Annotated in this window: 21 protein-coding genes and 7 tRNA genes; 7 read left to right on the top strand and 21 right to left on the bottom strand. The window is 54.5% G+C overall.

What is annotated here, in order from left to right:
- Positions 1-85: 85 nt before the first annotated feature.
- The 5 genes from lnt to miaB all read right to left on the bottom strand — a co-directional run bounded on the left by lnt (position 86) and on the right by miaB (position 5,696).
- A complete protein-coding gene (lnt, locus tag FOY96_RS15660; protein WP_143347387.1) occupies positions 86-1,624 on the bottom strand; it encodes an apolipoprotein N-acyltransferase in 1,539 nt (512 codons plus the stop codon).
- A gap of 5 nt (positions 1,625-1,629) precedes the next feature.
- Positions 1,630-2,508: a CNNM family magnesium/cobalt transport protein CorC gene (gene corC, locus FOY96_RS15655; RefSeq protein WP_021242574.1), complete on the bottom strand. Its 879-nt coding sequence runs from the start codon at positions 2,506-2,508 to the stop codon at positions 1,630-1,632.
- An 89-nt stretch (positions 2,509-2,597) separates the two neighbouring features.
- On the bottom strand, positions 2,598-3,065 hold the full coding sequence (ybeY, locus tag FOY96_RS15650) for an rRNA maturation RNase YbeY (protein ID WP_008501052.1): 468 nt from the start codon (positions 3,063-3,065) through the stop codon (positions 2,598-2,600).
- Complete coding sequence (locus FOY96_RS15645; protein ID WP_008501053.1) at positions 3,062-4,108, bottom strand: PhoH family protein; 1,047 nt, start codon at positions 4,106-4,108, stop codon at positions 3,062-3,064. The genes ybeY and FOY96_RS15645 overlap by 4 nt, the downstream gene beginning before the upstream one ends.
- Before the next feature lie 163 nt (positions 4,109-4,271).
- Positions 4,272-5,696, bottom strand: coding sequence for a tRNA (N6-isopentenyl adenosine(37)-C2)-methylthiotransferase MiaB (miaB, locus tag FOY96_RS15640; RefSeq protein ID WP_143347386.1), 1,425 nt, complete (start codon positions 5,694-5,696; stop codon positions 4,272-4,274).
- A 135-nt stretch (positions 5,697-5,831) separates the two neighbouring features.
- Here miaB and ubiF point away from each other — a divergent pair, with 135 nt between their 5' ends.
- Entirely contained in the window at positions 5,832-7,007 is a 1,176-nt protein-coding gene (gene ubiF / locus FOY96_RS15635) for a 3-demethoxyubiquinol 3-hydroxylase (RefSeq protein ID WP_143347385.1), read from the top strand.
- 110 nt (positions 7,008-7,117) lie between these two features.
- Here the strand turns inward: ubiF and FOY96_RS15630 are convergent.
- From FOY96_RS15630 to nagB, 12 genes are all read right to left on the bottom strand, one after another.
- Positions 7,118-7,192 (bottom strand) — tRNA-Gln (locus tag FOY96_RS15630).
- Between the two features lie 36 nt (positions 7,193-7,228).
- A tRNA-Gln gene (locus FOY96_RS15625) sits at positions 7,229-7,303 on the bottom strand.
- Between the two features lie 40 nt (positions 7,304-7,343).
- Positions 7,344-7,420: transfer RNA gene (locus tag FOY96_RS15620), tRNA-Met, on the bottom strand.
- A 17-nt stretch (positions 7,421-7,437) separates the two neighbouring features.
- Positions 7,438-7,512 (bottom strand) — tRNA-Gln (locus FOY96_RS15615).
- Positions 7,513-7,544: 32 nt separating this feature from the next.
- A tRNA-Gln gene (locus FOY96_RS15610) sits at positions 7,545-7,619 on the bottom strand.
- A 23-nt stretch (positions 7,620-7,642) separates the two neighbouring features.
- Positions 7,643-7,727, bottom strand: a tRNA-Leu gene (locus FOY96_RS15605).
- An 8-nt stretch (positions 7,728-7,735) separates the two neighbouring features.
- Positions 7,736-7,812, bottom strand: a tRNA-Met gene (locus FOY96_RS15600).
- 226 nt (positions 7,813-8,038) lie between these two features.
- The gene (gene asnB, locus FOY96_RS15595) at positions 8,039-9,703 is read right to left on the bottom strand and encodes an asparagine synthase B (RefSeq protein ID WP_023310762.1); all 1,665 of its coding nucleotides are present in this window, start codon (positions 9,701-9,703) and stop codon (positions 8,039-8,041) included.
- Between the two features lie 249 nt (positions 9,704-9,952).
- A complete protein-coding gene (gene nagD, locus FOY96_RS15590; protein WP_023310763.1) occupies positions 9,953-10,705 on the bottom strand; it encodes a ribonucleotide monophosphatase NagD in 753 nt (250 codons plus the stop codon).
- A 45-nt stretch (positions 10,706-10,750) separates the two neighbouring features.
- Positions 10,751-11,971: a DNA-binding transcriptional regulator NagC gene (gene nagC / locus FOY96_RS15585; protein WP_021242995.1), complete on the bottom strand. Its 1,221-nt coding sequence runs from the start codon at positions 11,969-11,971 to the stop codon at positions 10,751-10,753.
- An 8-nt stretch (positions 11,972-11,979) separates the two neighbouring features.
- Complete coding sequence (gene nagA / locus FOY96_RS15580) at positions 11,980-13,128, bottom strand: N-acetylglucosamine-6-phosphate deacetylase (protein WP_045887716.1); 1,149 nt, start codon at positions 13,126-13,128, stop codon at positions 11,980-11,982.
- A 54-nt stretch (positions 13,129-13,182) separates the two neighbouring features.
- Positions 13,183-13,983, bottom strand: a complete 801-nt coding sequence (gene nagB, locus FOY96_RS15575) for a glucosamine-6-phosphate deaminase (protein WP_023310765.1) — start codon at positions 13,981-13,983, stop codon at positions 13,183-13,185.
- 328 nt (positions 13,984-14,311) lie between these two features.
- Between nagB and nagE the strand changes: the two genes are divergently transcribed.
- The 4 genes from nagE to chiQ all read left to right on the top strand — a co-directional run bounded on the left by nagE (position 14,312) and on the right by chiQ (position 20,391).
- Entirely contained in the window at positions 14,312-16,333 is a 2,022-nt protein-coding gene (gene nagE, locus FOY96_RS15570) for an N-acetylglucosamine-specific PTS transporter subunit IIBC (RefSeq protein WP_075204761.1), read from the top strand.
- A gap of 169 nt (positions 16,334-16,502) precedes the next feature.
- Positions 16,503-18,170, top strand: coding sequence for a glutamine--tRNA ligase (glnS, locus tag FOY96_RS15565; RefSeq protein ID WP_094934387.1), 1,668 nt, complete (start codon positions 16,503-16,505; stop codon positions 18,168-18,170).
- A 446-nt stretch (positions 18,171-18,616) separates the two neighbouring features.
- Entirely contained in the window at positions 18,617-20,014 is a 1,398-nt protein-coding gene (gene chiP, locus FOY96_RS15560) for a chitoporin ChiP (RefSeq protein ID WP_023310769.1), read from the top strand.
- Between the two features lie 47 nt (positions 20,015-20,061).
- On the top strand, positions 20,062-20,391 hold the full coding sequence (gene chiQ / locus FOY96_RS15555) for a ChiQ/YbfN family lipoprotein (RefSeq protein WP_047061876.1): 330 nt from the start codon (positions 20,062-20,064) through the stop codon (positions 20,389-20,391).
- Between the two features lie 93 nt (positions 20,392-20,484).
- On the opposite strand, the gene fur is transcribed toward chiQ, so the two are convergent.
- The 4 genes from fur to ybfF form a co-directional block, all read right to left on the bottom strand.
- A complete protein-coding gene (fur, locus tag FOY96_RS15550; RefSeq protein ID WP_014169146.1) occupies positions 20,485-20,931 on the bottom strand; it encodes a ferric iron uptake transcriptional regulator in 447 nt (148 codons plus the stop codon).
- Positions 20,932-21,221: 290 nt separating this feature from the next.
- On the bottom strand, positions 21,222-21,752 hold the full coding sequence (gene fldA, locus FOY96_RS15540) for a flavodoxin FldA (RefSeq protein WP_172620521.1): 531 nt from the start codon (positions 21,750-21,752) through the stop codon (positions 21,222-21,224).
- Positions 21,753-21,907: 155 nt separating this feature from the next.
- A complete protein-coding gene (gene ybfE, locus FOY96_RS15535) occupies positions 21,908-22,195 on the bottom strand; it encodes a LexA regulated protein (RefSeq protein ID WP_028019455.1) in 288 nt (95 codons plus the stop codon).
- Between the two features lie 128 nt (positions 22,196-22,323).
- On the bottom strand, positions 22,324-23,097 hold the full coding sequence (ybfF, locus tag FOY96_RS15530; protein ID WP_143347383.1) for an esterase: 774 nt from the start codon (positions 23,095-23,097) through the stop codon (positions 22,324-22,326).
- A gap of 183 nt (positions 23,098-23,280) precedes the next feature.
- On the opposite strand from ybfF, the gene seqA reads away from it, so the two are divergent.
- Together seqA and pgm are read left to right on the top strand one after the other, a co-directional pair.
- Positions 23,281-23,829: a replication initiation negative regulator SeqA gene (gene seqA, locus FOY96_RS15525; RefSeq protein ID WP_048976302.1), complete on the top strand. Its 549-nt coding sequence runs from the start codon at positions 23,281-23,283 to the stop codon at positions 23,827-23,829.
- A 24-nt stretch (positions 23,830-23,853) separates the two neighbouring features.
- On the top strand, positions 23,854-25,494 hold the full coding sequence (pgm, locus tag FOY96_RS15520; protein WP_032649535.1) for a phosphoglucomutase (alpha-D-glucose-1,6-bisphosphate-dependent): 1,641 nt from the start codon (positions 23,854-23,856) through the stop codon (positions 25,492-25,494).
- The last annotated feature ends 86 nt before the right edge of the window (positions 25,495-25,580 follow it).

The raw sequence follows: 25,580 nt of genomic DNA, 5'->3' as shown, positions 1-25,580 counted from the left end.
TAAACAAAGCAATAGGCGTGCCAGAATGGGAGTCTGGAGAAAATTGTCGGGTGGCGGCTACGCCACCCGACAACAGAAGGGAAGGTTATTTCCGACGCTGACGCAGGCTCATCAGCACCGCGCCAAAGCCGAACAGCACGGTCAGTATCCACAGCGGCCAGTTGCCGGTGCGCGCGTATGGCGTCAGCCCGGTGGTTGGCGTGACTTTAGTGGTCAGTACCTCACGGGTAAACTGCGGGATCATCGCCTGAATCTCGCCCTGCGGACCAATCACGGCGGTGATGCCGTTGTTGGTGCTGCGCAGCAGCGGACGCGCCAGCTCCAGAGAGCGCATACGTGCCATCTGGAAGTGCTGCCACGGGCCGATTGACTTACCAAACCAGGCGTCGTTGGAGATGGTCAGCAGATAGTCAGTATCCGGGCGGAAGTTATCGCGTACCTGCTCGCCGAGAATGATTTCGTAGCAGATGGCCGCCGTCAGGGCCAGGCCGTGCGCGTGCAGCTGAGGCTGTACGTACGGGCCGCGGCTGAAAGAGGACATCGGCAGGTCAAAGAACGGGGCCAGCGGGCGCAGAATCGACTCCAGCGGGACAAATTCACCAAACGGCACCAGGTGGTTCTTGTTGTACCGGTCAGTGGAGTGGTAGCTGTACTCGCTATCTTTCCCGAGCGTAATGATGCTGTTGTAGGTGTCGTAGCGGTTCTGCTGATTCAGACGCGCATCGACAATCCCGGTGATCAGCGTGCTGCCGTGCGCCAGCAGCAGGTCGTTCATCATGTTGAGGAACGGCTGCTGGTTAATTTCCAGATCGGGGATCGCAGATTCCGGCCAGATAATCAGCTGTGATTTACCCATCACCTCTTCGGTGGCGTTGGCGTAGATCTTCAGCGTATTCAGCAGCTCCTTCTCATCCCACTTCATAGACTGCGGAATATTCCCCTGCACCATGGACACCTGCAGGGTGCGCTCTGGCTCAGGCGTGAACCACTGGATATAGCGCAGCGGGAAGGGCAGGGCGAACAGCACCAGCGCCACAGCCAGCGGTTTCCAGCTGCGTGTGACCAGGGCTAATACCAGCAGGCCGCTGACCACCATCAGCAGGAAGTTGATGGCCTCAACGCCCATTACCGGTGCCAGCCCTTTCAGCGGGCCGTCAATCTGGCTGTAGCCGAACTGTAGCCACGGGAAGCCCGTCAGCACCCAGCCGCGCAGGAACTCGGTTATTTGCCAGACCACCGGCGCGGCAATGGCGACGCGCAGCCAGGTGGTTTTTGGCCACAGGCGAGAAAGGATGCCGGCGAACAGACCGGTATAGAGCGAGAGATACGCGGCGAGCAATACCACCAGGAAGACGTTGACCGGGCCTGGCATACCGCCAAACTGGGCGATGCTGACATAAACCCAGTTGATGCCTGAGCCAAACAGCCCAAGTCCCCAGAAGTAACCGATGGCCGCAGCCTGTACGGGACGACGATTCAGGGTCAGGCCCTGAAGCCCCATCAGGGAGAGAATGGCCGCGGGCCAGATATCGTAAGGAGAGAAAGCCAGCGTACCGCTGGCTCCAAGTAACAGCGCCAGCAGCAAACGGACGCGCTGGCGTTCAAGCAGTGGGGCAAATGCCATTTACATTAATCTTCCAGTTTTGGCACCGGTGAGTCGTCCGGTGTTCTGACGTGAACCTGTATAATACGTCGGCTGTCGGCCATTGCCACTTTGAACTGGTAACCGTCGATGTCAACGGTCTCACCGCGCGCCGGGAGGTGGCCAAAGGCCTGCATCACCAGCCCGCCAATGGTATCGACTTCTTCATCGCTGAAGTGGGTACCGAAGGCGTCGTTGAAGTCCTCAATCGAGGCCAGCGCACGCACGGTCCAGGTGTGGCGGCTAAGCTGACGGAAGTCGATATCTTCTTCTTCGTCGTACTCGTCTTCGATTTCGCCCACGATCAGCTCAAGAATATCTTCGATCGTGACCAGACCGGAAACGCCACCAAATTCATCAATAACAATCGCCATGTGGTAACGCTGAGAGCGAAACTCTTTCAGCATCCGATCCACACGTTTACTTTCCGGCACAACCACGGCCTGGCGTAACACTTTTTCCATGCTGAAGGCTTCGGCATCGCTGCGCATAAACGGCAGCAGATCTTTGGCCATCAAAATCCCTTCGATGTGATCTTTGTCTTCGCTGATGACCGGGAAACGCGAGTGGGCGGATTCGATGATCACATCGAGGCACTCGTCCAGCGTCTGGTTACGTTTCAGGGTGATCATCTGCGAACGGGGGATCATGATATCGCGAACGCGCTGGTCGGCGATGTCCATAACCCCTTCGAGCATTTCGCGCGTATCTTCGTCGATAAGGTCGTTCTGCCCGGAATCACGAATCAGCTCCAGCAGTTCATCACGGTTTTTGGGTTCGCCGTGGAAAAGCTGGTTCAGAATGAGGGAGAAAAATCCCTTTTTACTGGTTGTCGTGTCGCTACTGTGTGAATTGTCGTCGCTCATGGCGTTTGTTAAGGGTTCTCTTGTTAGTTCAACGTTTACCGCCACGCGATATCCTTTCGTGGCGGCATGTGAGTCCGTCAGGTGACGGACTATTCTTTCTCGGCAATGTACGGATCCTCATAGCCCAGAGCAAGCATTATCTCTGTCTCGAGGGACTCCATCTCTTCCGCTTCGTCATCTTCAATGTGATCGTAGCCGAGCAGGTGCAGGCTGCCGTGTACCACCATATGCGCCCAGTGGGCCTCAAGCGGTTTTTGCTGCTCTTTGGCTTCCTGTTCAACCACCTGACGGCAGATGATCAGATCGCCCAGCAGCGGCATCTCAATGCCCGGCGGCGCTTCGAACGGGAATGAGAGCACGTTGGTCGGCTTATCTTTCCCGCGATAGGTCAGGTTAAGCTCATGGCTTTCTGCTTCATCCACCAGGCGAATCGTGACTTCTGATTCTTCCTGAAACTGAGGAATAACGGCATCCAGCCATTTCTGAAACTGTGCCTCATCTGGCATGCCGGAATTGTCTTCACAGGCCAGCTGTAAATCGAGGATCACCTGACTCATTTCTGTTCTTGCTCCTGCGCTTCGCGCTTACGTTCTGCGGCCAGTTCGGCCTTACGCTTCTGATCCGCCTCTTCCCAGGCTTCATAGGCGTTAACGATACGCGCGACCACCGGGTGGCGTACCACGTCTTCACTGTGGAAGAAGTTAAAGCTGATTTCGTCGACCTCGGCCAGCACCTCAATGGCGTGGCGCAGGCCGGATTTGGTGCTGCGCGGCAGGTCGATCTGGGTGACGTCACCGGTAATGACCGCTTTCGAGTTAAAGCCGATACGCGTCAGGAACATCTTCATCTGTTCGATGGTGGTGTTCTGGCTCTCATCGAGAATGATGAACGCATCGTTCAGCGTACGACCGCGCATGTAGGCGAGCGGGGCCACTTCGATAACGTTACGCTCAATGAGCTTCTCAACCTTCTCAAAGCCGAGCATCTCGAACAGCGCATCGTATAACGGGCGCAGATACGGGTCGACCTTCTGGCTCAGATCGCCCGGCAGGAAGCCCAGCTTTTCGCCCGCTTCAACGGCCGGACGGGTCAGCAGAATACGACGGATCTCCTGGCGTTCCAGCGCATCTACCGCAGCGGCAACGGCCAGATAGGTTTTACCCGTACCCGCAGGGCCCACCCCGAAGGTGATGTCGTGGTCGAGGATATTGGCGATGTACTGCGCCTGGTTTGGCGTACGCGGCTTAATAACGCCACGTTTGGTCTTGATGTTAATGGCCTTGCCGTAGTCCGGCACGCTTTCCGCGCTTTGCTCAAGCACGCGCGCCTCTTTAATGGCGAGGTGAATTTGTTCCGGTTCGATATCCTGAATTTCGCCGCGCATGGGTGATGTATCCACATACAGGCTACGCAGAATGTCCGCAGCGGCGTTGACGCAGATAGGGCGTCCGGTAAGTTTGAAATGATTATCGCGACGATTGATTTCGATACCCAGACGTCGCTCCAGTTGTTTGATGTTGTCATCAAACGGCCCGCACAGGCTCAGCAGGCGAGCGTTGTCTGCTGGCTCAAGGCTAATTTCACGCGTATCTATATTCAAACTGTTCCTCTTTAATTGGTTAACTGACCCATTGCGATAGGACGTAATAAAACGGTCATTACCGAAATTATTCACGCCACAGAATAAAGGCGCAAGCGTTGCGGAAGATATTGGGGACGATGAGAGGAAATACAAGGCCTGCCGGAAAGGCAGGCCAGGAGGATTAAGGCTGGTAAATCCCCACGCCAGAATCGTTTTCTTTACGGGTACGAGAGATCACGGATTCCGGTGACTCGGCAATACGCAGGCCCATTTCGTCCTCGGTGCGTACCAGCTTCGCGCGCAGCGAGTTGGTCAGCACTTCGACAATCTCGACGTCCACGAATTTACCGATCATATCCGGTGTGCCTTCAAAGTTCACCACGCGGTTGTTTTCGGTACGACCAGAGAGTTCCATAATGCTCTTGCGGGAGGTGCCTTCCACCAGAATGCGCTGAACGGTGCCGAGCATACGGCGGCTCCACGCGTTGGCCTGCTGGTTAATACGCTCCTGCAGAATATACAGACGCTGCTTTTTCTCTTCTTCCGGCACATCGTCAACCATATCGGCCGCAGGTGTTCCAGGACGCGCAGAGAAGATGAAGCTGTAGCTGACGTCAAAATTCACTTCACCGATGAGCTTCATGGTGCGCTCGAAGTCATCAGCAGTTTCGCCAGGGAAGCCGACGATAAAGTCGGAGCTGATCTGGATATCCGGACGGGCTTCACGCAGCTTGCGAATGGTGGACTTGTACTCCAGCACCGTATGCGGGCGGCCCATCAGGTTCAGCACGCGGTCAGAGCCACACTGAATCGGCAGGTGCAGGAAGCTCACCAGCTCTGGCGTATCGCGATACACGTCAATGATGTCGTCGGTAAACTCCATCGGATGGCTGGTGGTAAAGCGAATGCGGTCGATACCGTCAATCGCGGCCACCAGACGCAGCAGTTCGGCAAAGCTGCCGGTGGTGCCGTCGTAGTTTTCCCCGCGCCAGGCGTTCACGTTCTGGCCCAGCAGGTTCACTTCGCGAACGCCCTGTGCGGCAAGCTGCGCAATTTCAAACAGAATATCGTCTGCCGGACGGCTGACTTCTTCACCACGGGTGTAAGGCACCACGCAGTAAGTGCAATATTTGTTGCAGCCTTCCATGATGGAGACGAAGGCGGTCGGGCCATCGGCGCGCGGCTCCGGCAGACGGTCAAACTTTTCGATTTCCGGGAAGCTGACGTCAACGACCGGGCTACGGTTGCCGCGAACCTGATTGATCATCTCCGGCAGGCGGTGCAGGGTCTGAGGGCCAAAGACGATATCCACATACGGGGCTCTCTGGCGGATCAGCTTACCTTCCTGCGATGCGACGCAGCCACCCACCCCGATGATCAGATCCGGATTTTTTCGTTTGAGTAGCTTCCAGCGGCCTAACACGTGAAAGACTTTTTCCTGCGCTTTTTCACGAATCGAACAGGTGTTCAGCAGCAGCACGTCCGCTTCTTTCGCATTTTCAGTCAGCTTGTATCCGTGGGTTGAATCCAGCAGATCGGCCATCTTGGATGAATCGTATTCGTTCATCTGACAGCCCCAGGTTTTTATATGGAGTTTTTTAGTCATCGACTTGCTCAGCTCAGGATTGCAAGCCGCGTATTGTAATGCTTTGGTGGGGTTGTGACCAGTATGAAGGTTATGTGTCTCAGGACCGCAAAAATCCGGTAAACTTAAGGGATTCTCCAATAAGGAAAATTGACCATGACACTCCTACACACCGAAGTTGCCGTTGTCGGCGGCGGTATGGTCGGCGGCGCGCTGGCGCTGGGGCTGGCGCAGCAGGGATTTGAGGTAACGGTAATTGAACAGGCTGCTCCGCCGGCCTTCGATCCCGCGAGCAAACCGGATGTGCGCATATCCGCGATCAGCGCGGCGTCCGTCGATCTGCTGCGCGGGCTGGGCGTCTGGGAGGCGGTGCTGGCGATGCGCGCCCATCCTTACAGCCGTCTTGAAACCTGGGAGTGGGAAAATGCCCACGTCGCGTTTGATGCCGCTGAGCTGAAGCTGCCGCGCCTGGGTTATATGGTGGAAAACAATGTGCTCCAGCAGGCGCTCTGGCTGGCGCTGGAGGCGCATCCGAAGGTGACGCTGCGCGTTCCGGCGTCGATTAAGGCACTGCATCCTCACGAGAGCGGGTATTTGCTGACGCTCGACAGCGGCGATGAACTGGCCGTTAAGCTCGTCGTCGGAGCGGATGGCGCTAACTCGCAGGTCAGACAGATGGCGGGAATTGGCGTTCATGCCTGGCAGTATGAGCAGTCCTGCATGCTGATTACCGTCGAGTGCGAGCATGCGCCGGGTGAAAGCACGTGGCAGCACTTTACGCCGAATGGCCCGCATGCGTTTTTACCGCTGTTTGATAACTGGGCATCGCTGGTCTGGTACGACAAACCGGCACGCATTCGTCAGCTGCAGGGGCTTTCAATGGAACAATTGCAGCGGGAAATCCGCCTGCATTTCCCGGGCCGTCTGGGCAACGTGACGCCGGTCGCTGCAGGTGCATTTCCGCTCACGCGCCGCCATGCTTTGCAGTATGCCCGTGAAGGGCTGGCGCTGGTGGGCGATGCGGCACACACCATTCATCCGCTGGCCGGGCAGGGCGTGAACCTGGGGTACCGTGATGTCGATGCGTTACTGGATGTGCTGAGCAGCGCCCGCGGGCACGCGGAAAACTGGGCCAGCCATCAGATCCTGAAGCGTTACCAGACGCGACGCATGGCGGATAACTTTATTATGCAGTCGGGGATGGATCTGTTTTATGCCGGGTTCAGCAATGACTTAGCCCCGGTGCGCATTCTGCGTAATATTGGATTGATGGCAGCGGAACGTGCCGGTGGTCTGAAGCGTCAGGCGCTGAAATACGCGCTGGGACTCTAATCTTTTGCCCCTCTCCCAGTGGGAGAGGGGCAGGGTGAGGGCATCAGGCCGCACCATCCTGAACAACAAAAACAAAAAAGCCCGCAGAGCGGGCTTTTTTGTTACTTAAGTGGCTGGGGTGCAGGGATTCGAACCCCGGAATGCTGGTATCAGAAACCAGAGCCTTACCGCTTGGCGACACCCCAATTGCGTTAAACAAACTGCTTAACGACTTTTTAAATTGGCTGGGGTACGAGGATTCGAACCTCGGAATGCCGGAATCAGAATCCGGTGCCTTACCGCTTGGCGATACCCCAACAATTTGTCTTGATTACCGAAAAATCGACAATCTTAATTTGGTGGCTACGACGGGATTCGAACCTGTGACCCCATCATTATGAGTGATGTGCTCTAACCAACTGAGCTACGTAGCCAGTACTGCAATCTTCGATGGCTGGGGTACCTGGATTCGAACCAGGGAATGCCGGTATCAAAAACCGGTGCCTTACCGCTTGGCGATACCCCAATACCGCGGAGAACCGCAAAATCGAAGAAATATGGCTGGGGTACCTGGATTCGAACCAGGGAATGCCGGTATCAAAAACCGGTGCCTTACCGCTTGGCGATACCCCATCCGTGCAACGCTTACCCGGGAATGGTGCGGGAGGCGAGACTTGAACTCGCACACCTTGCGGCGCCAGAACCTAAATCTGGTGCGTCTACCAATTTCGCCACTCCCGCAAAAAAGATGGTGGCTACGACGGGATTCGAACCTGTGACCCCATCATTATGAGTGATGTGCTCTAACCAACTGAGCTACGTAGCCATCTTTTTTCGCGTTACCTTATCGGCGTTGCGGGGCGCATTATGCGTATAGACCCTTGCAGCGTCAACACCTTTTTCAACGAAAATAGCCGGAATGTGACTGTTTGGTTAGGTTGCGAACAGCGTGGCCGAATATTCGGCAATTATTGGTTATTAATCAGATTTAGACGGTGAAATGTGAGGCAAAAAAATCAGGCCCCTGAGGGGCCTGATTGCGATCTGAGTGATTATTTGTAGGCTGACTGATGAACGCCTACCGCGCGTCCTGACGGATCGTTCATGGATTTGAAAGATTCATCCCATTCAATCGCTTTGGCAGAAGAGCAGGCGACGGACGGGCCACCCGGTACGCACTCCGCGGCACTCGGAACCGGGAACAGCTCTTCAAAAATTTCACGATACAGATAGGCCTCTTTCGAGCCCGGCGTGTTGTACGGGAAGCGGAAGCTCGCGGTTTCCAGCTGTTGGTCAGAAACCTGTTTCGCCGCGACCTCTTTCAGGGTGTCGATCCAGCTATAACCAACGCCATCAGAGAACTGCTCTTTCTGACGCCATGCCACGCTCGCCGGCAGGTAGGATTCAAAACACTCACGCAGGATATGTTTTTCCATTTTGCCGTTGCCGCACATCTTGTCCTGCGGGTTGATGCGCATCGCCACGTCGAGGAATTTCTTATCCAGGAACGGCACGCGCGCTTCCACGCCCCAGGCCGACATCGCTTTGTTGGCACGCGCACAGTCGAACATGTGCAGCGCCTGCAGCTTACGCACGGTCTCTTCGTGCAGCTCTTTGGCGTTCGGCGCTTTGTGGAAGTACAGGTAGCCGCCAAACACTTCGTCAGAACCTTCACCGGAGAGCACCATCTTGATGCCCATCGCTTTGATCTTGCGCGACATCAGGTACATCGGCGTTGAGGCGCGGATGGTGGTCACGTCATAGGTTTCAATGTGATAGATCACATCGCGGATCGCATCCAGACCTTCCTGCACGGTGAAGTGAATCTCATGGTGCACGGTGCCGAGGTGGTTCGCCACTTCCTGCGCGGCTTTCAGGTCAGGTGCGCCTTCCAGGCCAACGGCAAAAGAGTGCAGCTGTGGCCACCAGGCTTCTGAGCGCTCCTGATCTTCCACGCGACGGGCCGCGAATTTCTTGGTGATCGCGGAGATCACGGAGGAGTCCAGACCGCCGGAGAGCAGCACGCCGTAGGGCACGTCAGACATCAGGTGGCTTTTCACGGAGTCTTCCAGGGCCTGGCGCAGCTCGGCTTTGTCCGTGACGTTGTCTTTTACCGCATCATAGTCGAACCAGTCACGCTGGTAATAGGAGCGGATCTCGCCGTCTTTGCTCCACAAATAGCTGCCCGCCGGGAATTCTTTAATGGTGCGGCATACCGGCACCAGGGCTTTCATTTCAGAGGCAACGTAGAAGTTGCCGTGCTCATCGTGGCCCATGTACAGCGGGATAATGCCGATGTGGTCACGGCCAATCAGGTACGCGTCTTTTTCGCTGTCGTACAGGGCGAAGGCGAACATGCCCTGCAGGTCGTCCAGGAACTCGGGCCCTTTCTCCTGATACAGCGCCAGGATCACTTCACAGTCAGAACCGGTCTGGAACGCGTAGCGGTCGCCGTATTCGGCGCGCAGCGCCTGGTGGTTGTAGATTTCACCGTTGACAGCCAGCGCGTGCGTTTTTTTCTCGTTATACAGCGGCTGTGCACCGGCGTTGACGTCAACAATGGACAGACGTTCGTGAGCCAGAATCGCTTTATCACTGGCGTAAACGCCTGACCAGTCTGGTCCGCGATGGCGCATCAGGCGGGACAGTTCGAGTGCCTTTTTACGCAGTTCGCCCGCGTCAGTTTTAATATCCAGTACGCCAAAAATTGAACACATAACCTTCTCCGTTAACCCTGTTGCTTTGTAATGTTGCTTGCTTATGAAAATGCCGCAAAGGGGCAGGGCGCGCAAGCGTTTTACGGGTGAAAACGGAAAAAGTGCAATAGTGATTGCGGAATAGTGAAAAAAGAGTATGCCATGAATTCTTTTATTGATGATTATGCAATAAAGCGTGCTTTTTGTTAGATGTGGTTTTATTTGTGCAGGCCATAAATGAAAAACCACGCCTTGAGGCGTGGTTCGGTATCAGATGATGTCGATTTCATCGACGGAGGGGTAAATCCAGCTTGGCCGGAACGGCATCGAATCAATGTCATCAAGTTGAGACACGCCGGAGAGGACCAGAATCGTCTCCAGACCCGCCTGGAATCCGGCCAGAATATCGGTGCGCAGGTTGTCGCCGACAATAACGGTTTCTTCAGAGTGGGCCTGCATCTTGTTGAGCGCGGCACGAATGATCCACGGGCTCGGTTTACCGACCACAAACGGCTGACGACCTGAGATTTTTTCGATACCGGCGCACAGCGCGCCGCAGGCCGGATAAAAACCACGGCCGTGCGTATCCGGGTTGGTCGCGATAAAGCGTGCGCCGCTGGCGACAAAGTATGCTGCCTTATGCATCATCTCCCAGTTAAAGGAACGCGTTTCGCCGACAATCACGAAGTCCGGGTTCACGTCAGTGATGGTAAAGCCAGCTTTGTACAGCTCGTGTATCAGCGCACCTTCACCCACCACGTAGGCTTTTTTACCTTCCTGACGCTTCAGAAAATCCGCCGTGGCCATTGCCGAGGTATAAAACACGCTGTCCGGAACGTCGACGCCCGCCGTGGCAAAGCGGTTAGCCAGATCCTGACCGGTTTGGGAAGGGTAGTTCGTGAGCAGAACCAGAGGCATTCCTTTGTCGATGATGCGGTGAAGAAACTCCGCAGCACCCGGCACGGCAACGTTGTCGTGCATCAGCACGCCGTCGATATCACAAATTACATTCTTAATGGTCATGGACAGTCCGACATCAAAAAAAGAAGGCGTTACTATAAGGTCCGATCAACTTTCCAGCAAATGCTGCAGCAGAATTCCGTTGAGCATGGCGCGTTTGACCAGCGCGAACGCGCCAATCGCCGAGCGATGATCAAGCTTTGAACGAACCACTGGGAGGTTCTGGCGGAATGCTTTCAGCGCCTGGGTGTTAATACAGCCTTCAATGGCGGGGAGCAGCACCTTTTCCGCCTCCACAATTTCACCGGCGATCACCACTTTCTGGGGGTTAAACAGGTTAATGGCGATGGCGATGGTTTTCCCCAGATGGCGGCCTACCTGCTCAATCACTTCACAGGCCAGCGCGTCGCCTTTATTGGCGGCTTTGCAGATGGTGCCTATCTTGCAATCGTCCAGCGTGACGCGGCTTTGGTAACCCTGTTCAAGGAGATGGCGAACGCGCTGCTCAATGGCCGTGTTGGCGGCAATCGTTTCAAGGCAGCCGAAGTTGCCGCAGTGGCAGCGCTCCCCGAGGGGTTCAACCTGGATGTGGCCGATCTCGCCGACGTTACCGTTGCGACCAATAAAAATACGGCCGTTAGAGATAATACCGGCGCCCGTTCCGCGGTGAACGCGCACCAGAATAGAGTCTTCACAGTCCTGGCTCGCACCAAAGTAGTGCTCTGCCAGCGCCAGAGAGCGAATGTCGTGGCCCACAAAGCAGGTCACCTTAAAACGCTTTTCCAGCGCGTCGACCAGCCCCCAGTTTTCAACCTGAATGTGCGGCATATAGCGGATCACGCCGCTTTCCGGGTCGACCAGTCCGGGCAGAATCACGGAGATGGCAATGAGTTCACGGATCTTGCGCTGACAGCTTTCAATAAACTGCGCAATGGTATTCAGCAGCGCATGCTCCAGCGTCTCCTGGGTGCGCTCCGGAAGAGGGTAGTGCTCTTCCGCAATGGCTTTACTGCTCAGATCGTACAGCGTGAGCGTGGTGTCATGGCGGCCCAGACGGACGCCAATGGCCTGAAAATTGCGGGTTTCGGTAATAATGGAGATCGCGCGGCGGCCCCCGGTGGAGGCCTGCTGATCGACTTCTTTGATCAGACCGCGCTCAATGAGCTGGCGGGTAATTTTTGTCACGCTGGCGGGAGCAAGCTGGCTTTGTTCGGCTATCTGAATTCGCGAGATTGGTCCGTGCTGGTCAATCAGGCGGTATACCGCCGCACTGTTAAGTTGTTTAACGAGATCGACATTACCGATTTGAGCTTGTCCGCCAGGTGTCATACTTTTACTTACTCAGTGACGACCTCGTTACCATTAACGATGGTCTTAATAATTTTATAATCGTGTGTGAATGCCGTCAGGTTTGCAACCATACCTGGTGCAATTTCGCCGAGCTGTTTATCCACGCCCATTGCGCGCGCCGGATAAAGGGTGGCCATACGCAGGACTTCATCAAGCGCAATCCCGCAATGTTCAACCAGGTTACGCACCCCTTCAATCATGGTTAAAGAGGAACCGCTCAGCGTACCGTTTTCATCCACACACAGTCCATTGCGGTAGTATATTGTTTTACCGGCAAAAATGAACTGCTCAATATTTGCACCTGCCGGTGCGGTGGCATCCGTCACCAGACAAAGCTTGTCACCTTTCAGCCGCTTAGCGTTGCGAATGTTGGTGTAATCGACGTGTAAGCCGTCAGCAATAATGCCGCAGTAAACGTCTGGCTCATCCAGAATCGCCCCGACCAGACCCGGTTCACGGCCTGTGATATACGGCATAGCGTTGTAAAGGTGCGTTGCGAAAGTAATGCCCGCGCGGAAACCGGCTTTCGCTTCTTTCAGCGTCGCGTTTGAGTGACCTGCTGAAACGATAATCCCGGCACCAGCCAGTTTGCTGATGACATCCGTACCCGTCATTTCAGGCGCCAGCGTCACTTTGGTGATCACATCGGCGTTCGCACACATGTAGTCAACCAGCTCCGCATCAGGTTTACGCACGTAATTCGGGTTATGCGTTCCTTTCTTGACCATATTCAGCCATGGCCCTTCAAGGTGCAGACCCAGCGCCTGATTAGGGTGTTTGGCCAGGTATTCGCGCATCACGCGGATACCCTGCTTCATGAGATCATCACTGCTGGTGATGAGTGTTGGCAAATAGCTGGTGCAGCCCGATTTCTCGTTGGCTTTCTGCATGATCTCCAGCGTTTCGACCGTCACCGCATCCGCGGTGTCATTGAATTGCACACCGCCGCAGCCGTTGAGCTGTACGTCGATGAAACCGGGGGAGATTACTGCTCCATTGAGTGAGCGCTGTTCAATCTCCGGCGGCAGTTCTGCCAGCGGGCAAACACGTTCAATCAGGCCATCAGCGATAACAATCGCATGGTCATCCAGAATTTCATGGCCGGTATAAATCCGACCGTGGGTTAAAGCGTACATAACGACCCCCGGTTAAAAAAGCGGCCGCCTCTTGATGAAGAGGCGGTTATTCAATTACAGACCTTTGATGTTCTCAGCTTCTAACTCGTTGAAGTATTTCAGCGTTTTTACCTTCAGTTCCATCGTGGACGGTTCGTCGCATACGATGACGGATTTAGGATGCAGCTGCAGACAGCTGATGGTCCACATATGGTTAACGTTGCCTTCAACGGCAGCCTGGAGCGCTTGCGCTTTCACGCCGCCCAGCACCAGAATCATCACTTCTTCGGCATCCAGCAGGGTGCCTACGCCTACGGTCAGGGCGTATTTTGGAACCTGGTTAACATCGCCGTCAAAGAAGCGGGAGTTTGCCACGCGCGTGTCATGGGTCAGCGTTTTAATACGGGTGCGGGAAGCCAGAGATGACGCCGGTTCGTTAAACGCGATATGACCATCATTGCCTACACCACCCATGAACAGGTGGATCTTACCGTAAGAACGGATTTTTTCTTCATACTGACGGCATTCTGCGTCAATATCAGGCGCGTTTCCATTCAGCAGGTTAATATTTTCAGATGGAATATCAACGTGATCAAAGAAATTGCGGTGCATAAAGCTATGGTAGCTTTCCGGGTGGTCTTTCGGTAAGCCAACGTATTCATCCATATTGAAGGTCACAACATGTTTAAAGCTAACCTGGCCTGCTTTATGCATCTCAACCAGCGCCTTATAGGCGGTCAGCGGCGTGCCGCCTGTCGGAAGTCCAAGAACGAAAGGACGATCGGCGGTCGGTTTAAAGGCGTTAATACGGTTAACGATATGGCGAGCGGCCCATTTACCGACTTGTTCAGCAGTTGCCAGGGGAATCAGTCTCATTGTTCACCTCAAGAGTTTAAGTAGAAGAGTGGGCGGATGGCTATCGGGACCTGATACTTAAGCGTAACCTGGAAACTTTCAGGCCGGATCAATCCGTCTTGATTTTTTGAATGATAAAATAAGTTTTCGCTGTTAGCCAGTATGAGGGAGGGTGAATAACGATATTTGGTGACAAAAATCACAAAAAGTACGCGTTTAATTTGCGATACGAATTAATTTTTCACACACTCACAATGCCAGTGAAGCATCAACTGTATCTATAGTTCGTGACACAATAAAAAACAGAGCTGAGAACATGCCTTAAACGGGGTCTCATAGGGGGAAGAAAGTGAGTATTCTAGGTTATTTACAAAAGGTTGGCCGCGCGCTTATGGTGCCGGTCGCCACGCTGCCTGCCGCAGCCATCCTGATGGGTGTCGGCTACTGGATCGACCCCAACGGCTGGGGTAATACCAGCGCGCTGGCGGCGTTCTTTATCAAGTCAGGTTCCGCCATTATCGACAACATGTCCGTGTTGTTCGCGATTGGTGTGGCTTACGGTATGTCCAAAGACAAAGACGGCGCCGCTGCGCTGACCGGTTTTGTCGGTTTCCTCGTGTTAACCACCCTCTGCTCGCCTGCAGCGGTGGCCATGATCCAAAAAATTCCGGCGGACCAGGTTCCGGCGGCGTTCGGTAAGATCAGCAACCAGTTTGTCGGTATCCTTGTGGGTATCATCTCCGCCGAACTGTATAACCGCTTCAGCAGCGTAGAGCTGCCAAAAGCGCTCTCCTTCTTTAGCGGTCGCCGCCTGGTTCCTATCCTGACCTCGTTTGTGATGATCGTTGTCGCGTTCATCATGATGTACGTCTGGCCGATGATCTTCGACGGTCTGGTGAACTTCGGTGAGCACATCCAGAAACTGGGTTCTGTCGGTGCGGGCGTGTACGCGTTCTTCAACCGTCTGCTGATCCCGGTTGGTCTGCACCACGCGCTGAACTCCGTATTCTGGTTCGACGTTGCCGGTATTAACGATATCCCTAACTTCCTGGGTGGCGCACAGTCCATCGAAGCAGGTAAAGCGGTTGTCGGTATCACCGGTCGTTACCAGGCGGGCTTCTTCCCGATCATGATGTTTGGTCTGCCGGGTGCTGCGCTGGCTATCTACCACTGCGCGCGTCCAGAGAACAAAGCAAAAGTGCTGGGTATCATGATGGCGGGGGCGTTCGCGGCCTTCTTCACCGGTATCACCGAGCCGCTGGAGTTCTCCTTCATGTTCGTGGCGCCGGTTCTGTATGTGATCCACGCCGTGCTGACCGGTATCTCCGTGTTCATCGCTGCCAGCATGCACTGGATTGCCGGTTTCGGCTTCAGCGCCGGTCTGGTGGATATGGTGCTGTCGTCCCGTAACCCGCTGGCGACCCACTGGTGGATGCTGATCCCGCAAGGTCTGGTGTTCTTCGCGATCTACTACATGGTGTTCCGTTTCACTATCACCAAATTCAACCTGATGACCCCGGGTCGTGAACTGGCCGTGGCCGGTAGCGAAGCGGATGGTCAGGATGTGAACGTGAGCGGTGCTCAGGATCAGGACGTTTCAGGCCTGGCGCGTCAGTACATCGCCGCTGTCGGCGGTTCTGACAACCTGACCGGTATCGACGCCTGTATCACTCGTCTGCGTCTGAACGTCAAAGACTCTTCCCTGGTGAACGAAGCGCTGGCCAAACGTCTGGGTGCTTCCGGCGTTATCCGCCTGAACAAAACCAGCGTGCAGATTATCGTTGGCTTCGTGGCAGAGAAAATTGCTAATGCCATGAAAACCACTGGTCCGGTAGCCGCAGCAGAAGCTTCTGCCGCACCTGCCGCCGCGCCAGCGGCTGCAAAACCGCAGGCGGTACCGAACGCCAAAACGGTAGCCGCGCTGGTTTCACCGGTAACAGGTGAAGTGGTTGCGATTGAGCAGGTGCCTGACGAAGCCTTCGCCAGCAAAGCGGTTGGTGACGGTGTGGCGGTGAAACCAACGGAAAAAACCGTTGTGTCTCCGGCGGCCGGTACCATCGTGAAAATCTTCAACACCAACCACGCGTTCTGCCTCGAAACCGAAAATGGCGCGGAGATCGTTGTCCACATGGGTATCGATACCGTTGCGCTGAACGGTCAGGGCTTTACTCGCCTGGTGGAAGAGGGCGCTGAAGTGGTGGCCGGGCAGCCGATTCTGGAAATGGATCTGGACTTCCTGAACGCCAACGCGCGCTCCATGATAAGCCCGGTCGTTTGCAGCAACATCGATGACTTCAGTGGCCTGGTCATTCAGGCGAAAGGTCTGGTTGTTGCGGGGCAAACGCCGCTGTATGAGATTAAAGGCAAGTAATCGCTCCTGAGTAGAGTCATGCCTTAAGCGGCGGGGGATATCCTCCGCCGCTTTTTTTTGCAGCAAAAGCCCCCATTATTTTCTTCAGAGACGTTTTAAGGGTTGTCACTACGTCCGGCTTATAAGATCATATGCCGTTATACGTTGTTTACGCTTTGAGGAATCCACGATGAGTGAGGCAGAAGCCCGCCCGAGTAACTTTATTCGTCAGATCATCGATGAAGATCTGGCCAGTGGTAAGCACACCACAGTTCATACCCGCTTCCCGCCGGAGCCGAACGGCTACCTGCATATCGGGCATGCAAAGTCCATCTGCCTGAACTTTGGCATTGCACAAGACTACCAGGGACAGTGCAACCTGCGTTTCGATGACACCAACCCAGTAAAAGAAGACATCGAATACGTTGAGTCCATCAAGAATGACGTGCAATGGCTGGGCTTCAACTGGTCTGGCGATATCTGCTACTCCTCTGACTATTTTGATCAGCTGTACGCCTACGCGGTTGAACTGATCAACAAGGGTCTGGCGTATGTTGACGAACTGTCTGCTGATGAAATCCGTGAATATCGCGGTACGCTGACCGCCCCGGGCAAAAACAGCCCGTTCCGCGATCGCAGCGTGGAAGAGAACCTTGCGCTGTTTGAAAAAATGCGTGCCGGTGGCTTCGAAGAAGGCGAAGCGTGCCTGCGTGCCAAAATCGACATGGCGTCTCCGTTCATCGTGATGCGCGATCCGGTGCTGTACCGCATCAAGTTCGCGGAACACCATCAGACCGGCAACAAGTGGTGCATCTACCCGATGTACGACTTTACCCACTGCATCAGCGATGCGCTGGAAGGCATTACGCACTCCCTGTGTACGCTGGAGTTTCAGGACAACCGTCGTCTGTACGACTGGGTTCTGGACAACATCACCATTCCTGTACATCCGCGCCAGTACGAGTTCTCTCGTCTGAATCTGGAATACACCGTGATGTCCAAGCGTAAGCTGAACCTGCTGGTGACCGACAAGCACGTTGAAGGCTGGGATGACCCACGTATGCCAACCATCTCTGGTCTGCGCCGTCGTGGTTACACTGCCGCCTCTATTCGTGAGTTCTGCAAACGCATCGGCGTGACCAAGCAGGACAACACCATCGAGATGGCCTCCCTTGAATCCTGCATTCGCGAAGATCTCAACGAAAACGCCCCGCGCGCGATGGCCGTTATCGACCCGGTGAAGCTGGTTATCGAAAACTATCCGCAGGGTGAAAGCGAGCTGGTCTCCATGCCTAACCATCCGAACAAACCGGAAATGGGTAGCCGTGACGTGCCGTTCAGCGGTGACATCTGGATTGACCGCGCTGACTTCCGCGAAGAAGCCAACAAGCAGTACAAGCGTCTGGTGCTGGGTAAAGAAGTGCGTCTGCGTAATGCCTACGTCATCAAAGCCGAGCGCGTAGAGAAAGATGCGGAAGGGAATATCACCACCATCTTCTGTTCATATGACGCTGAAACGCTGAGCAAAGATCCGGCGGATGGCCGCAAGGTGAAAGGCGTGATTCACTGGGTGAGCGCTTCCCACGCGCTGCCGGTAGAAATCCGTCTGTACGATCGTCTGTTCAGCGTGCCTAACCCAGGTGCAGCGGAAGACTTCCTGGCGACCATCAACCCGGAATCTCTGGTGATCAAGCAGGGTTATGCGGAGCCTTCTCTGAAAGCCGCTGAAGCGGGCAAAGCGTTCCAGTTCGAACGTGAAGGTTACTTCTGCCTGGACAGCCGTTACAGCACGGCGGAAAAACCGGTATTCAACCGTACCGTAGGCCTGCGTGATACCTGGACGAAGATCGGCGAATAATATTGCTGCTCTGGTCAATGAGAGACAAACGCCGCACTATGCGGCGTTTTTTTATTTTACGATCAGGGTATTAAGACAGGGCCTAAAAAGGCGTCATAAAAATATCAGGTCAATGAGGTGCTACTTATTTTTCAAAAAAAAGTTTGTATCATTGCGGAAATTAAAAAGGTTATAAAAAAGGAAAGAATTCTCACGTCTAGCTACTGAAATACCTGATAATTCCCCGCCATTCCTCGCCTCCTCACAAATGTTACAAAGCGCTACCAATTATGTGCACTTCGTCATAGTCCTGACTTTTGTCCGCTAAAAAGCATTGATAATTCGCGTCGCGAAAAATAACCTAAAGACGGTAGTTAATTCGAGGGTATTTAAAGCTACCCCTGACCATTTGGTCTTTTTTATTTACGCCGCTTCAGGCGTTTTAATTCGTCAAAGAGGAATAATCTATGCGTACGTTCAGTGGCAAACGTAGTGCGCTGGCGCTGGCTATTGCCGGTGTGACAGCAATGTCGGGTCTGGTGGTGACACCAGAGGCGAAAGCGGCGGGCTTCATCGATGATTCTACCCTCACGGGCGGTATTTATTACTGGCAGCGTGAACGTGACCGTAAAGACGTCACCGAAGACAAATACAAAACCAACCTTTCTCACTCCACCTGGAATGCCAACCTGGACTTCCAGTCAGGCTATGCCGCGGATATGTTCGGTCTGGATATTGCTGCGTTTACCGCGATTGAAATGGCGGAAAACGGCGACAGCGCCCACCCGAACGAAATTGCCTTCTCCTCCAGCAACAAAGCCTATAAAGAAGACTGGTCCGGGGATAAGAGCGGCATTAGCCTTTACAAAGCCGCTGCAAAATTTAAATACGGTCCGGTCTGGGCGCGCGGTGGTTATATTCAGCCAACTGGCCAGACTCTGTTAGCACCGCACTGGAGCTTTATGCCGGGTACCTATCAGGGTGCCGAAGCCGGGGCGAACTTTGACTACGGTGATGCGGGTGCGTTGAGCTTCTCCTATATGTGGACCAACGAGTACAAAGCACCGTGGCACATCGAGATGGACAAGTTCTACCAGAACGATAAAAAAACCAAAGTCGATTACCTGCACTCGCTGGGCGCGAAGTACGACTTCAAAAACGATCTGGTGCTGGAAGCGGCATTTGGTCAGGCACAGGGCTATGTCGATCAGTATTTTGCCAAGGCCAGCTATAAATTTGATGTCGCGGGTAGCCCGCTGAGCACCAGCTACCAATTCTACGGTACGCGCGACAAGGTCAGCAACGGTGGCGTAAACGACATTTATGACGGCACCGCGTGGCTGCAGGCGTTAACCTTCGGCTACAAGGTCGGTCAGGTTGATTTGCGTCTGGAAGGCACATGGGTGAAGGCAGAAGGGCAGCAGGGCTACTTCCTGCAGCGTATGACCCCGACCTACGCCTCCTCCAACGGTCGTCTTGATATCTGGTGGGATAATCGCTCAGACTTCAACGCCGACGGCGAGAAAGCGGTCTTCTTCGGCGCAATGTATGACCTGAAAAACTGGAACCTGCCTGGCTGGGCGGTGGGCGCTTCTTACGCTTACGCCTGGGACGCAAAACCTGCCGATATGGCCACGCCGGACGCATACTACGATCCCAACTATCGCCTGAAAGAGTCTTCCTACAGCCTTGATGCTATCTATACCCTGCAGGATGGCCGTGCGAAAGGCACGATGTTCAAACTGCACTTCACCCAGTATGACAACCACTCCGATATCCCGAGCTATGCGGGCGGTTACGGCAACATCTTCCAGGATGAGCGTGACGTGAAATTCATGGTTATTGCCCCATTCACCATCTTCTGATGAACGCACCGGCGGGCTGAGTCCCGCCGGCATGGAGACTGCACATGATGAAAAAAATTGTAATCGTCGCGTTGCTGGCATCAGGGCTGGTGGCGTGTGCTCAGAATCAGGCGCCGAAAGAGGACTCCCGTCTGAAGGAGGCGTATAGCGCCTGCATAAATACTGCGGAAGGATCGCCGGAGAAAATTCAAGCCTGTCAGAGCGTGCTGAACGTGCTGAAGAAAGAGAAAGCGCATGAGCAGTTCGCGACGCAGGAAAACGTCCGCGTGATGGATTACCAGGCCTGTATTCAGGCGCGTAAAACCGGTAACGATCAGGAAGTGGCGAAGCGTTGCGACCAGATTTGGAAAGAAATACGAAGCAATAACAGTAACTAATTCGCTGTTATCATGCCCGGTGGCTCTGCGCCACCGGGCTTTTTTTAGGCAAAAAAAAGCCAGCCTTGCGGCTGGCTGAGAGTATGAATCTTATTATTTCGCGTCGTGCGCGTGATCGTCTTCGCGGCAATCGCCCTCAGCGCAGTGACCGTAAAGGTACAGGCTGTGGTTTGTCAGGCGGATGCCATGACGCGCAGCGATTTCACGCTGGCGCGCTTCGATGGAATCATCGCTGAATTCAATGACCTTGCCGCAATCGAGGCAGATCAGGTGATCGTGGTGCTGCTGCTGGGTCAGTTCGAAAACGGATTTACCGCCTTCGAAATTATGACGGGTAACAATGCCCGCGTCATCAAACTGGTTCAGCACGCGATAGACGGTAGCCAGCCCAATCTCTTCACCCATGTCGATAAGACGTTTATAAAGGTCTTCCGCACTGACATGGTGATTGTCTGGACCCTGAAGCACTTCAAGGATTTTTAACCGAGGAAGCGTAACTTTCAGGCCAGCCTTCTTTAATGCGGTATTGTTGTCAGTCATGCGGAATCTGTCCTGTTGCTAAACGATTCACTTCTGTAGGAAGTGACAGAAAATGCACCCGGGATAATGCGTCTCATTATAGAACTGCCATGGCTAAATGAAAACTGCAAGTCTCAGGCAAAATATGCTTATAAAAACGTGGTATCACCAACAAACTTGCTCAATGGAAAACCACGTTTTATCAGGGAGACATTGTACAGGTCTGGGCGAAAAAGTTAAAAGATTGTAGCGATTAATTTAATCGGTTTGACCTGGAGCATGGGCGCAACCGCAGTTGCGCCGCGATAAAATCAGGCGTTCAGAATATCATCCAGGTGCAGTTCTTCGCGGATCTGCTTCACCCACTTCTCAACGCGATCTGCGGTCAGTTCTGGCTGACGGTCTTCGTCGATGGCCAGGCCTACGAAATGATCGTCATCGGCCAGGCCTTTAGACGCTTCGAAGTGGTAACCGGCGGTCGGCCAGTGGCCTACGATAACCGCGCCGTTCGGCTCAATGATATCGCGGATGGTGCCCAGCGCGTCACAGAAGTATTCGGCGTAGTCTTCCTGATCGCCACAGCCAAACAGGGCGACCAGCTTACCGTTGAAGTCCACTTCTTCCAGCGTCGGGAAGAAATCATCCCAGTCGCACTGGGCTTCACCGTAGTACCAGGTTGGGATACCCAGCAGCAGAATGTCATAGCCCTCCAGATCTTCTTTGCTGCTCTTGGCGATGTCATGCACATCAGCAACGTCTTTACCGAGCTGTTTTTGAATGTTTTTTGCGATATTTTCGGTATTGCCGGTATCACTGCCAAAGAAAATGCCGATGATTGCCATGAGTAAAATAACCTCTTGAAACTTAATAGTATGGTGGCGCAATTCGGCCACGGATAAGGGCAATAATAGCAGAACTGGCAACCCTGCGGAAACAGCTATCGCGCAGGACTGCACTCTGTGCTACATGAAAAGGGTGATAAAGGGGATTTTCAGACTTATGCCTGGCTGCGTAACGTCTCAAGCTGGACGAGCAACATCTCTTCAATGAGCTCGCTGCGGCTGATATTTCGCGCGTCAGCCAGCTCGTTCAGCGCGTCGACGGCGTCGGCGTTAAGCTTCAGTTCGACACGCTTAAGCCCACGATTTTTATCGCGTTTAAGCTGGTTGCGTTTATTGATACGCAGCTGTTCATCGCGCGAAAGCGGATTCGTCTTGGGTCGTCCCGGGCGACGCTCATTCGCGAACAGATCTAGTGTCGTACGGTCCGTTTGTTCTTTGGCCATGATTCTGAGACTTCGGGGGAAACACGCCGCCCTGCTAATGCCCGGGCGATAAGCGCGCCATCATACATCACCAAAAACGGCACGCCAACGACTGGAAGCCCGCAGCCTTCCAGTCGCTTTCTTTTTAATCAATTTGCAGTATCAGCAAGATAGCGGCGAATGGCGCGCAGTACGGCATCCGGTTTTTCCGCATGCACCCAGTGCCCGGCACCGGCAATCACGTGGGCGCGAGCCTGCGGGAATTGGGCCAGCAGCGTGTCGCGGTACGCGTCGGTAACGTAAGGTGAGTTTCCGCCGCGAATAAAGAGAGTAGGGTATGGCCAGGCGGGGACGGTTTCCCAGCCCACGATGTTATTGTATTGATCCCAAAGCACCGGCACGTTAAAACGCCATTGCCCGTCAACAAACGACTTCAGCAGGAACTGCACGACGCCTTCTTCTTCAAGATATTCACGCATGACGGCAGCCGCCTGTTGGCGCGTCGCGACACCCGCTTCTGTGACCGCATTGATGGCGGCAAAAATCTCGTCGTGACGACGGACGTCGTAATCCACGGGCGCGACGTCAATTACCACCAGGCCGCTAATACGGTCCGGGGCCAGTGCCGTCAGGGCCATCACCGCTTTGCCACCCATTGAATGCCCGATGAGGGTCACCTTTTGCAGGTCGTTGGCATCCAGCGTATCCAGCAGATCCTGCGCCATCGCCGCGTAGGTCATCTCGTCGGAACGCCCGGAAAGACCATGATTGCGCATATCGACCTGTAAAATATCGTGGTCGGTAACCAGATCGCGCGCCAGCACGCCCAGGTTATCCAGACTGCCAAAAAGCCCGTGAACCAGTACGATGGGAGAATTATTGTTCGGCGATTGTGCAGTTTGCGCTCGGGTATTCAATTTCATGGCAAAGTTCTTTTTTTACGTATGTCAGGTTAGGGTATCATGTTGACCATTCTGCCGCCCGGCTGCAAGGTTCCAGTTTAATCTGACTTTTGCTGCCAACCTGGTTTGACGCTATCCGCTGTTGGGATTTGACCTTATAATCCCAATGACTTGTATTCAGATAAGATATCGCACTGGATTAAGATGAAAACAATCGAAGTTGATGACGAACTCTATCAGTATATTGCCAGCCAGACGCGGCATATCGGGGAGAGCGCGTCCGACATTTTACGGCGCATGCTTAAAATTTCCGCCGCTTCACAGCCTGCTACCCCAGTCACCAAAGATGTCGTGTCTCAGCCGAGCGTTATTGCACAAGCAAAACCTGCCGTGACGCCGGCAAAAGATAAAGTGCGCGCGATGCGCGAGCTGCTGCTCTCCGATGAATACGCGGAGCAGAAAAAGGCGGTTAACCGCTTTATGCTGGTGCTGTCTACACTTTACTCACTGGATAACAAAGCGTTTGCTGAAGCGACCGAGTCGCTTCACGGCCGTACTCGCGTCTATTTCGCGGGCGACGAGCAGACGCTGCTGCAAAATGGCAATCAAACCAAACCCAAACATGTTCCTGGCACCCCGTACTGGGTGATCACCAATACCAATACGGGCCGCAAGTGCAGCATGATTGAACACATCATGCAGTCCATGCAGTTCCCGGCGGAATTGATTGAAAAGGTTTGCGGTACAATTTAACCCTTGCATCAGAAGGACCCGGTAATGGCAAATCACAGCCGTGCAGGCCAACCTGCACAACAAAGCGATTTGATTAACGTCGCTCAGCTGACCGCGCAGTATTACGTGCTGAAACCGGTCGTGGGCAACGCAGAACACGCAGTGAAGTTTGGTACATCTGGTCACCGCGGCAGCGCGGCGCGCCACAGCTTTAACGAACCGCATATTCTGGCCATTGCTCAGGCCATTGCGGAAGAGCGCGCTAAAAACGGCGTTACCGGTCCGTGCTACGTGGGGAAAGATACCCATGCCCTGTCTGAACCGGCGTTCATCTCTGTTGTGGAAGTGCTGGCGGCAAACGGCGTCGATGTGATTGTTCAGGAGAACAATGGCTTCACCCCAACGCCTGCGGTCTCTAACGCCATCCTGGTGCACAACAAAAAAGGTGGCGCGCTGGCGGACGGTATCGTTATCACGCCATCCCACAACCCGCCGGAAGACGGTGGTATCAAATACAACCCGCCTAACGGTGGCCCGGCCGACACTAACGTCACCAAAGTGGTGGAAGATCGTGCGAACGCGCTGCTGGCTGACGGTCTGAAAGGCGTGAAGCGTATTTCTCTGGATGCTGCCATGGCGTCCGGTCACGTGAAAGAGCAGGATCTGGTTCAGCCGTTCGTGGAAGGGCTGGCGGATATCGTCGATATGGCGGCCATCCAGAAAGCCGGTCTGAAGCTGGGCGTGGATCCGCTGGGCGGCTCCGGTATCGAATACTGGAAACGTATCGCCGAGCACTACAAGCTGGATCTGACCATCGTGAACGATCACGTCGATCAGACCTTCCGCTTTATGCACCTGGATAAAGACGGCGCGATCCGTATGGACTGCTCCTCCGAGTGCGCGATGGCGGGCCTGCTGGCGCTGCGTGATAAATTCGATCTGGCGTTTGCTAATGATCCGGATTATGACCGTCACGGTATCGTCACGCCTGCCGGGCTGATGAACCCGAACCACTATCTGGCTGTTGCAATTAACTATCTGTTCCAGCACCGCCCGCAGTGGGGCAAAGAGGTGGCCGTCGGTAAAACGCTGGTTTCCTCCGCGATGATCGACCGCGTGGTCGAGGCGCTGGGCCGCAAGCTGGTGGAAGTGCCGGTCGGCTTCAAATGGTTCGTTGACGGTCTGCACGACGGCAGCTTCGGCTTCGGCGGTGAAGAGAGCGCGGGCGCATCTTTCCTGCGTTTCGACGGGACGCCATGGTCAACTGATAAAGACGGCATCATCATGTGCCTGCTGGCGGCGGAGATCACCGCGGTCACCGGTAAGAACCCGCAGGAACACTACAACGACCTGGCGGCACGCTTTGGTGCACCAAGCTATAACCGTATTCAGGCTAGCGCGACGTCAGCTCAGAAAGCGGCCCTGTCCAAACTCTCTCCGGAGATGGTCAGCGCAAGCACCCTGGCAGGCGATCCGATCACCGCGCGTCTGACGGCGGCACCGGGCAACGGCGCATCCATTGGTGGTCTGAAAGTGATGACTGAGAACGGCTGGTTCGCCGCGCGTCCGTCCGGTACGGAAGATGCGTATAAAATCTATTGCGAAAGCTTCCTCGGCGCTGAGCACCGTCAGCAGATTGAGAAAGAAGCGGTAGAGATTGTCAGCGAAGTGCTGAAAAACGCGTAAGTGCGGTATGGGTGCGGGCTGATGCCCTCACCCCGGCCCTCTCCCACAGGGAGAGGGAGAAAACACTAAAAACGGCAACCCCTGGG

The organism is Enterobacter asburiae (assembly GCF_007035645.1).
Taxonomy (GTDB): domain Bacteria; phylum Pseudomonadota; class Gammaproteobacteria; order Enterobacterales; family Enterobacteriaceae; genus Enterobacter; species Enterobacter asburiae_B.
The sequence above is the reverse complement of the archived record's forward strand: the minus strand, read 5'-3'. Positions and strand labels throughout refer to the sequence as shown.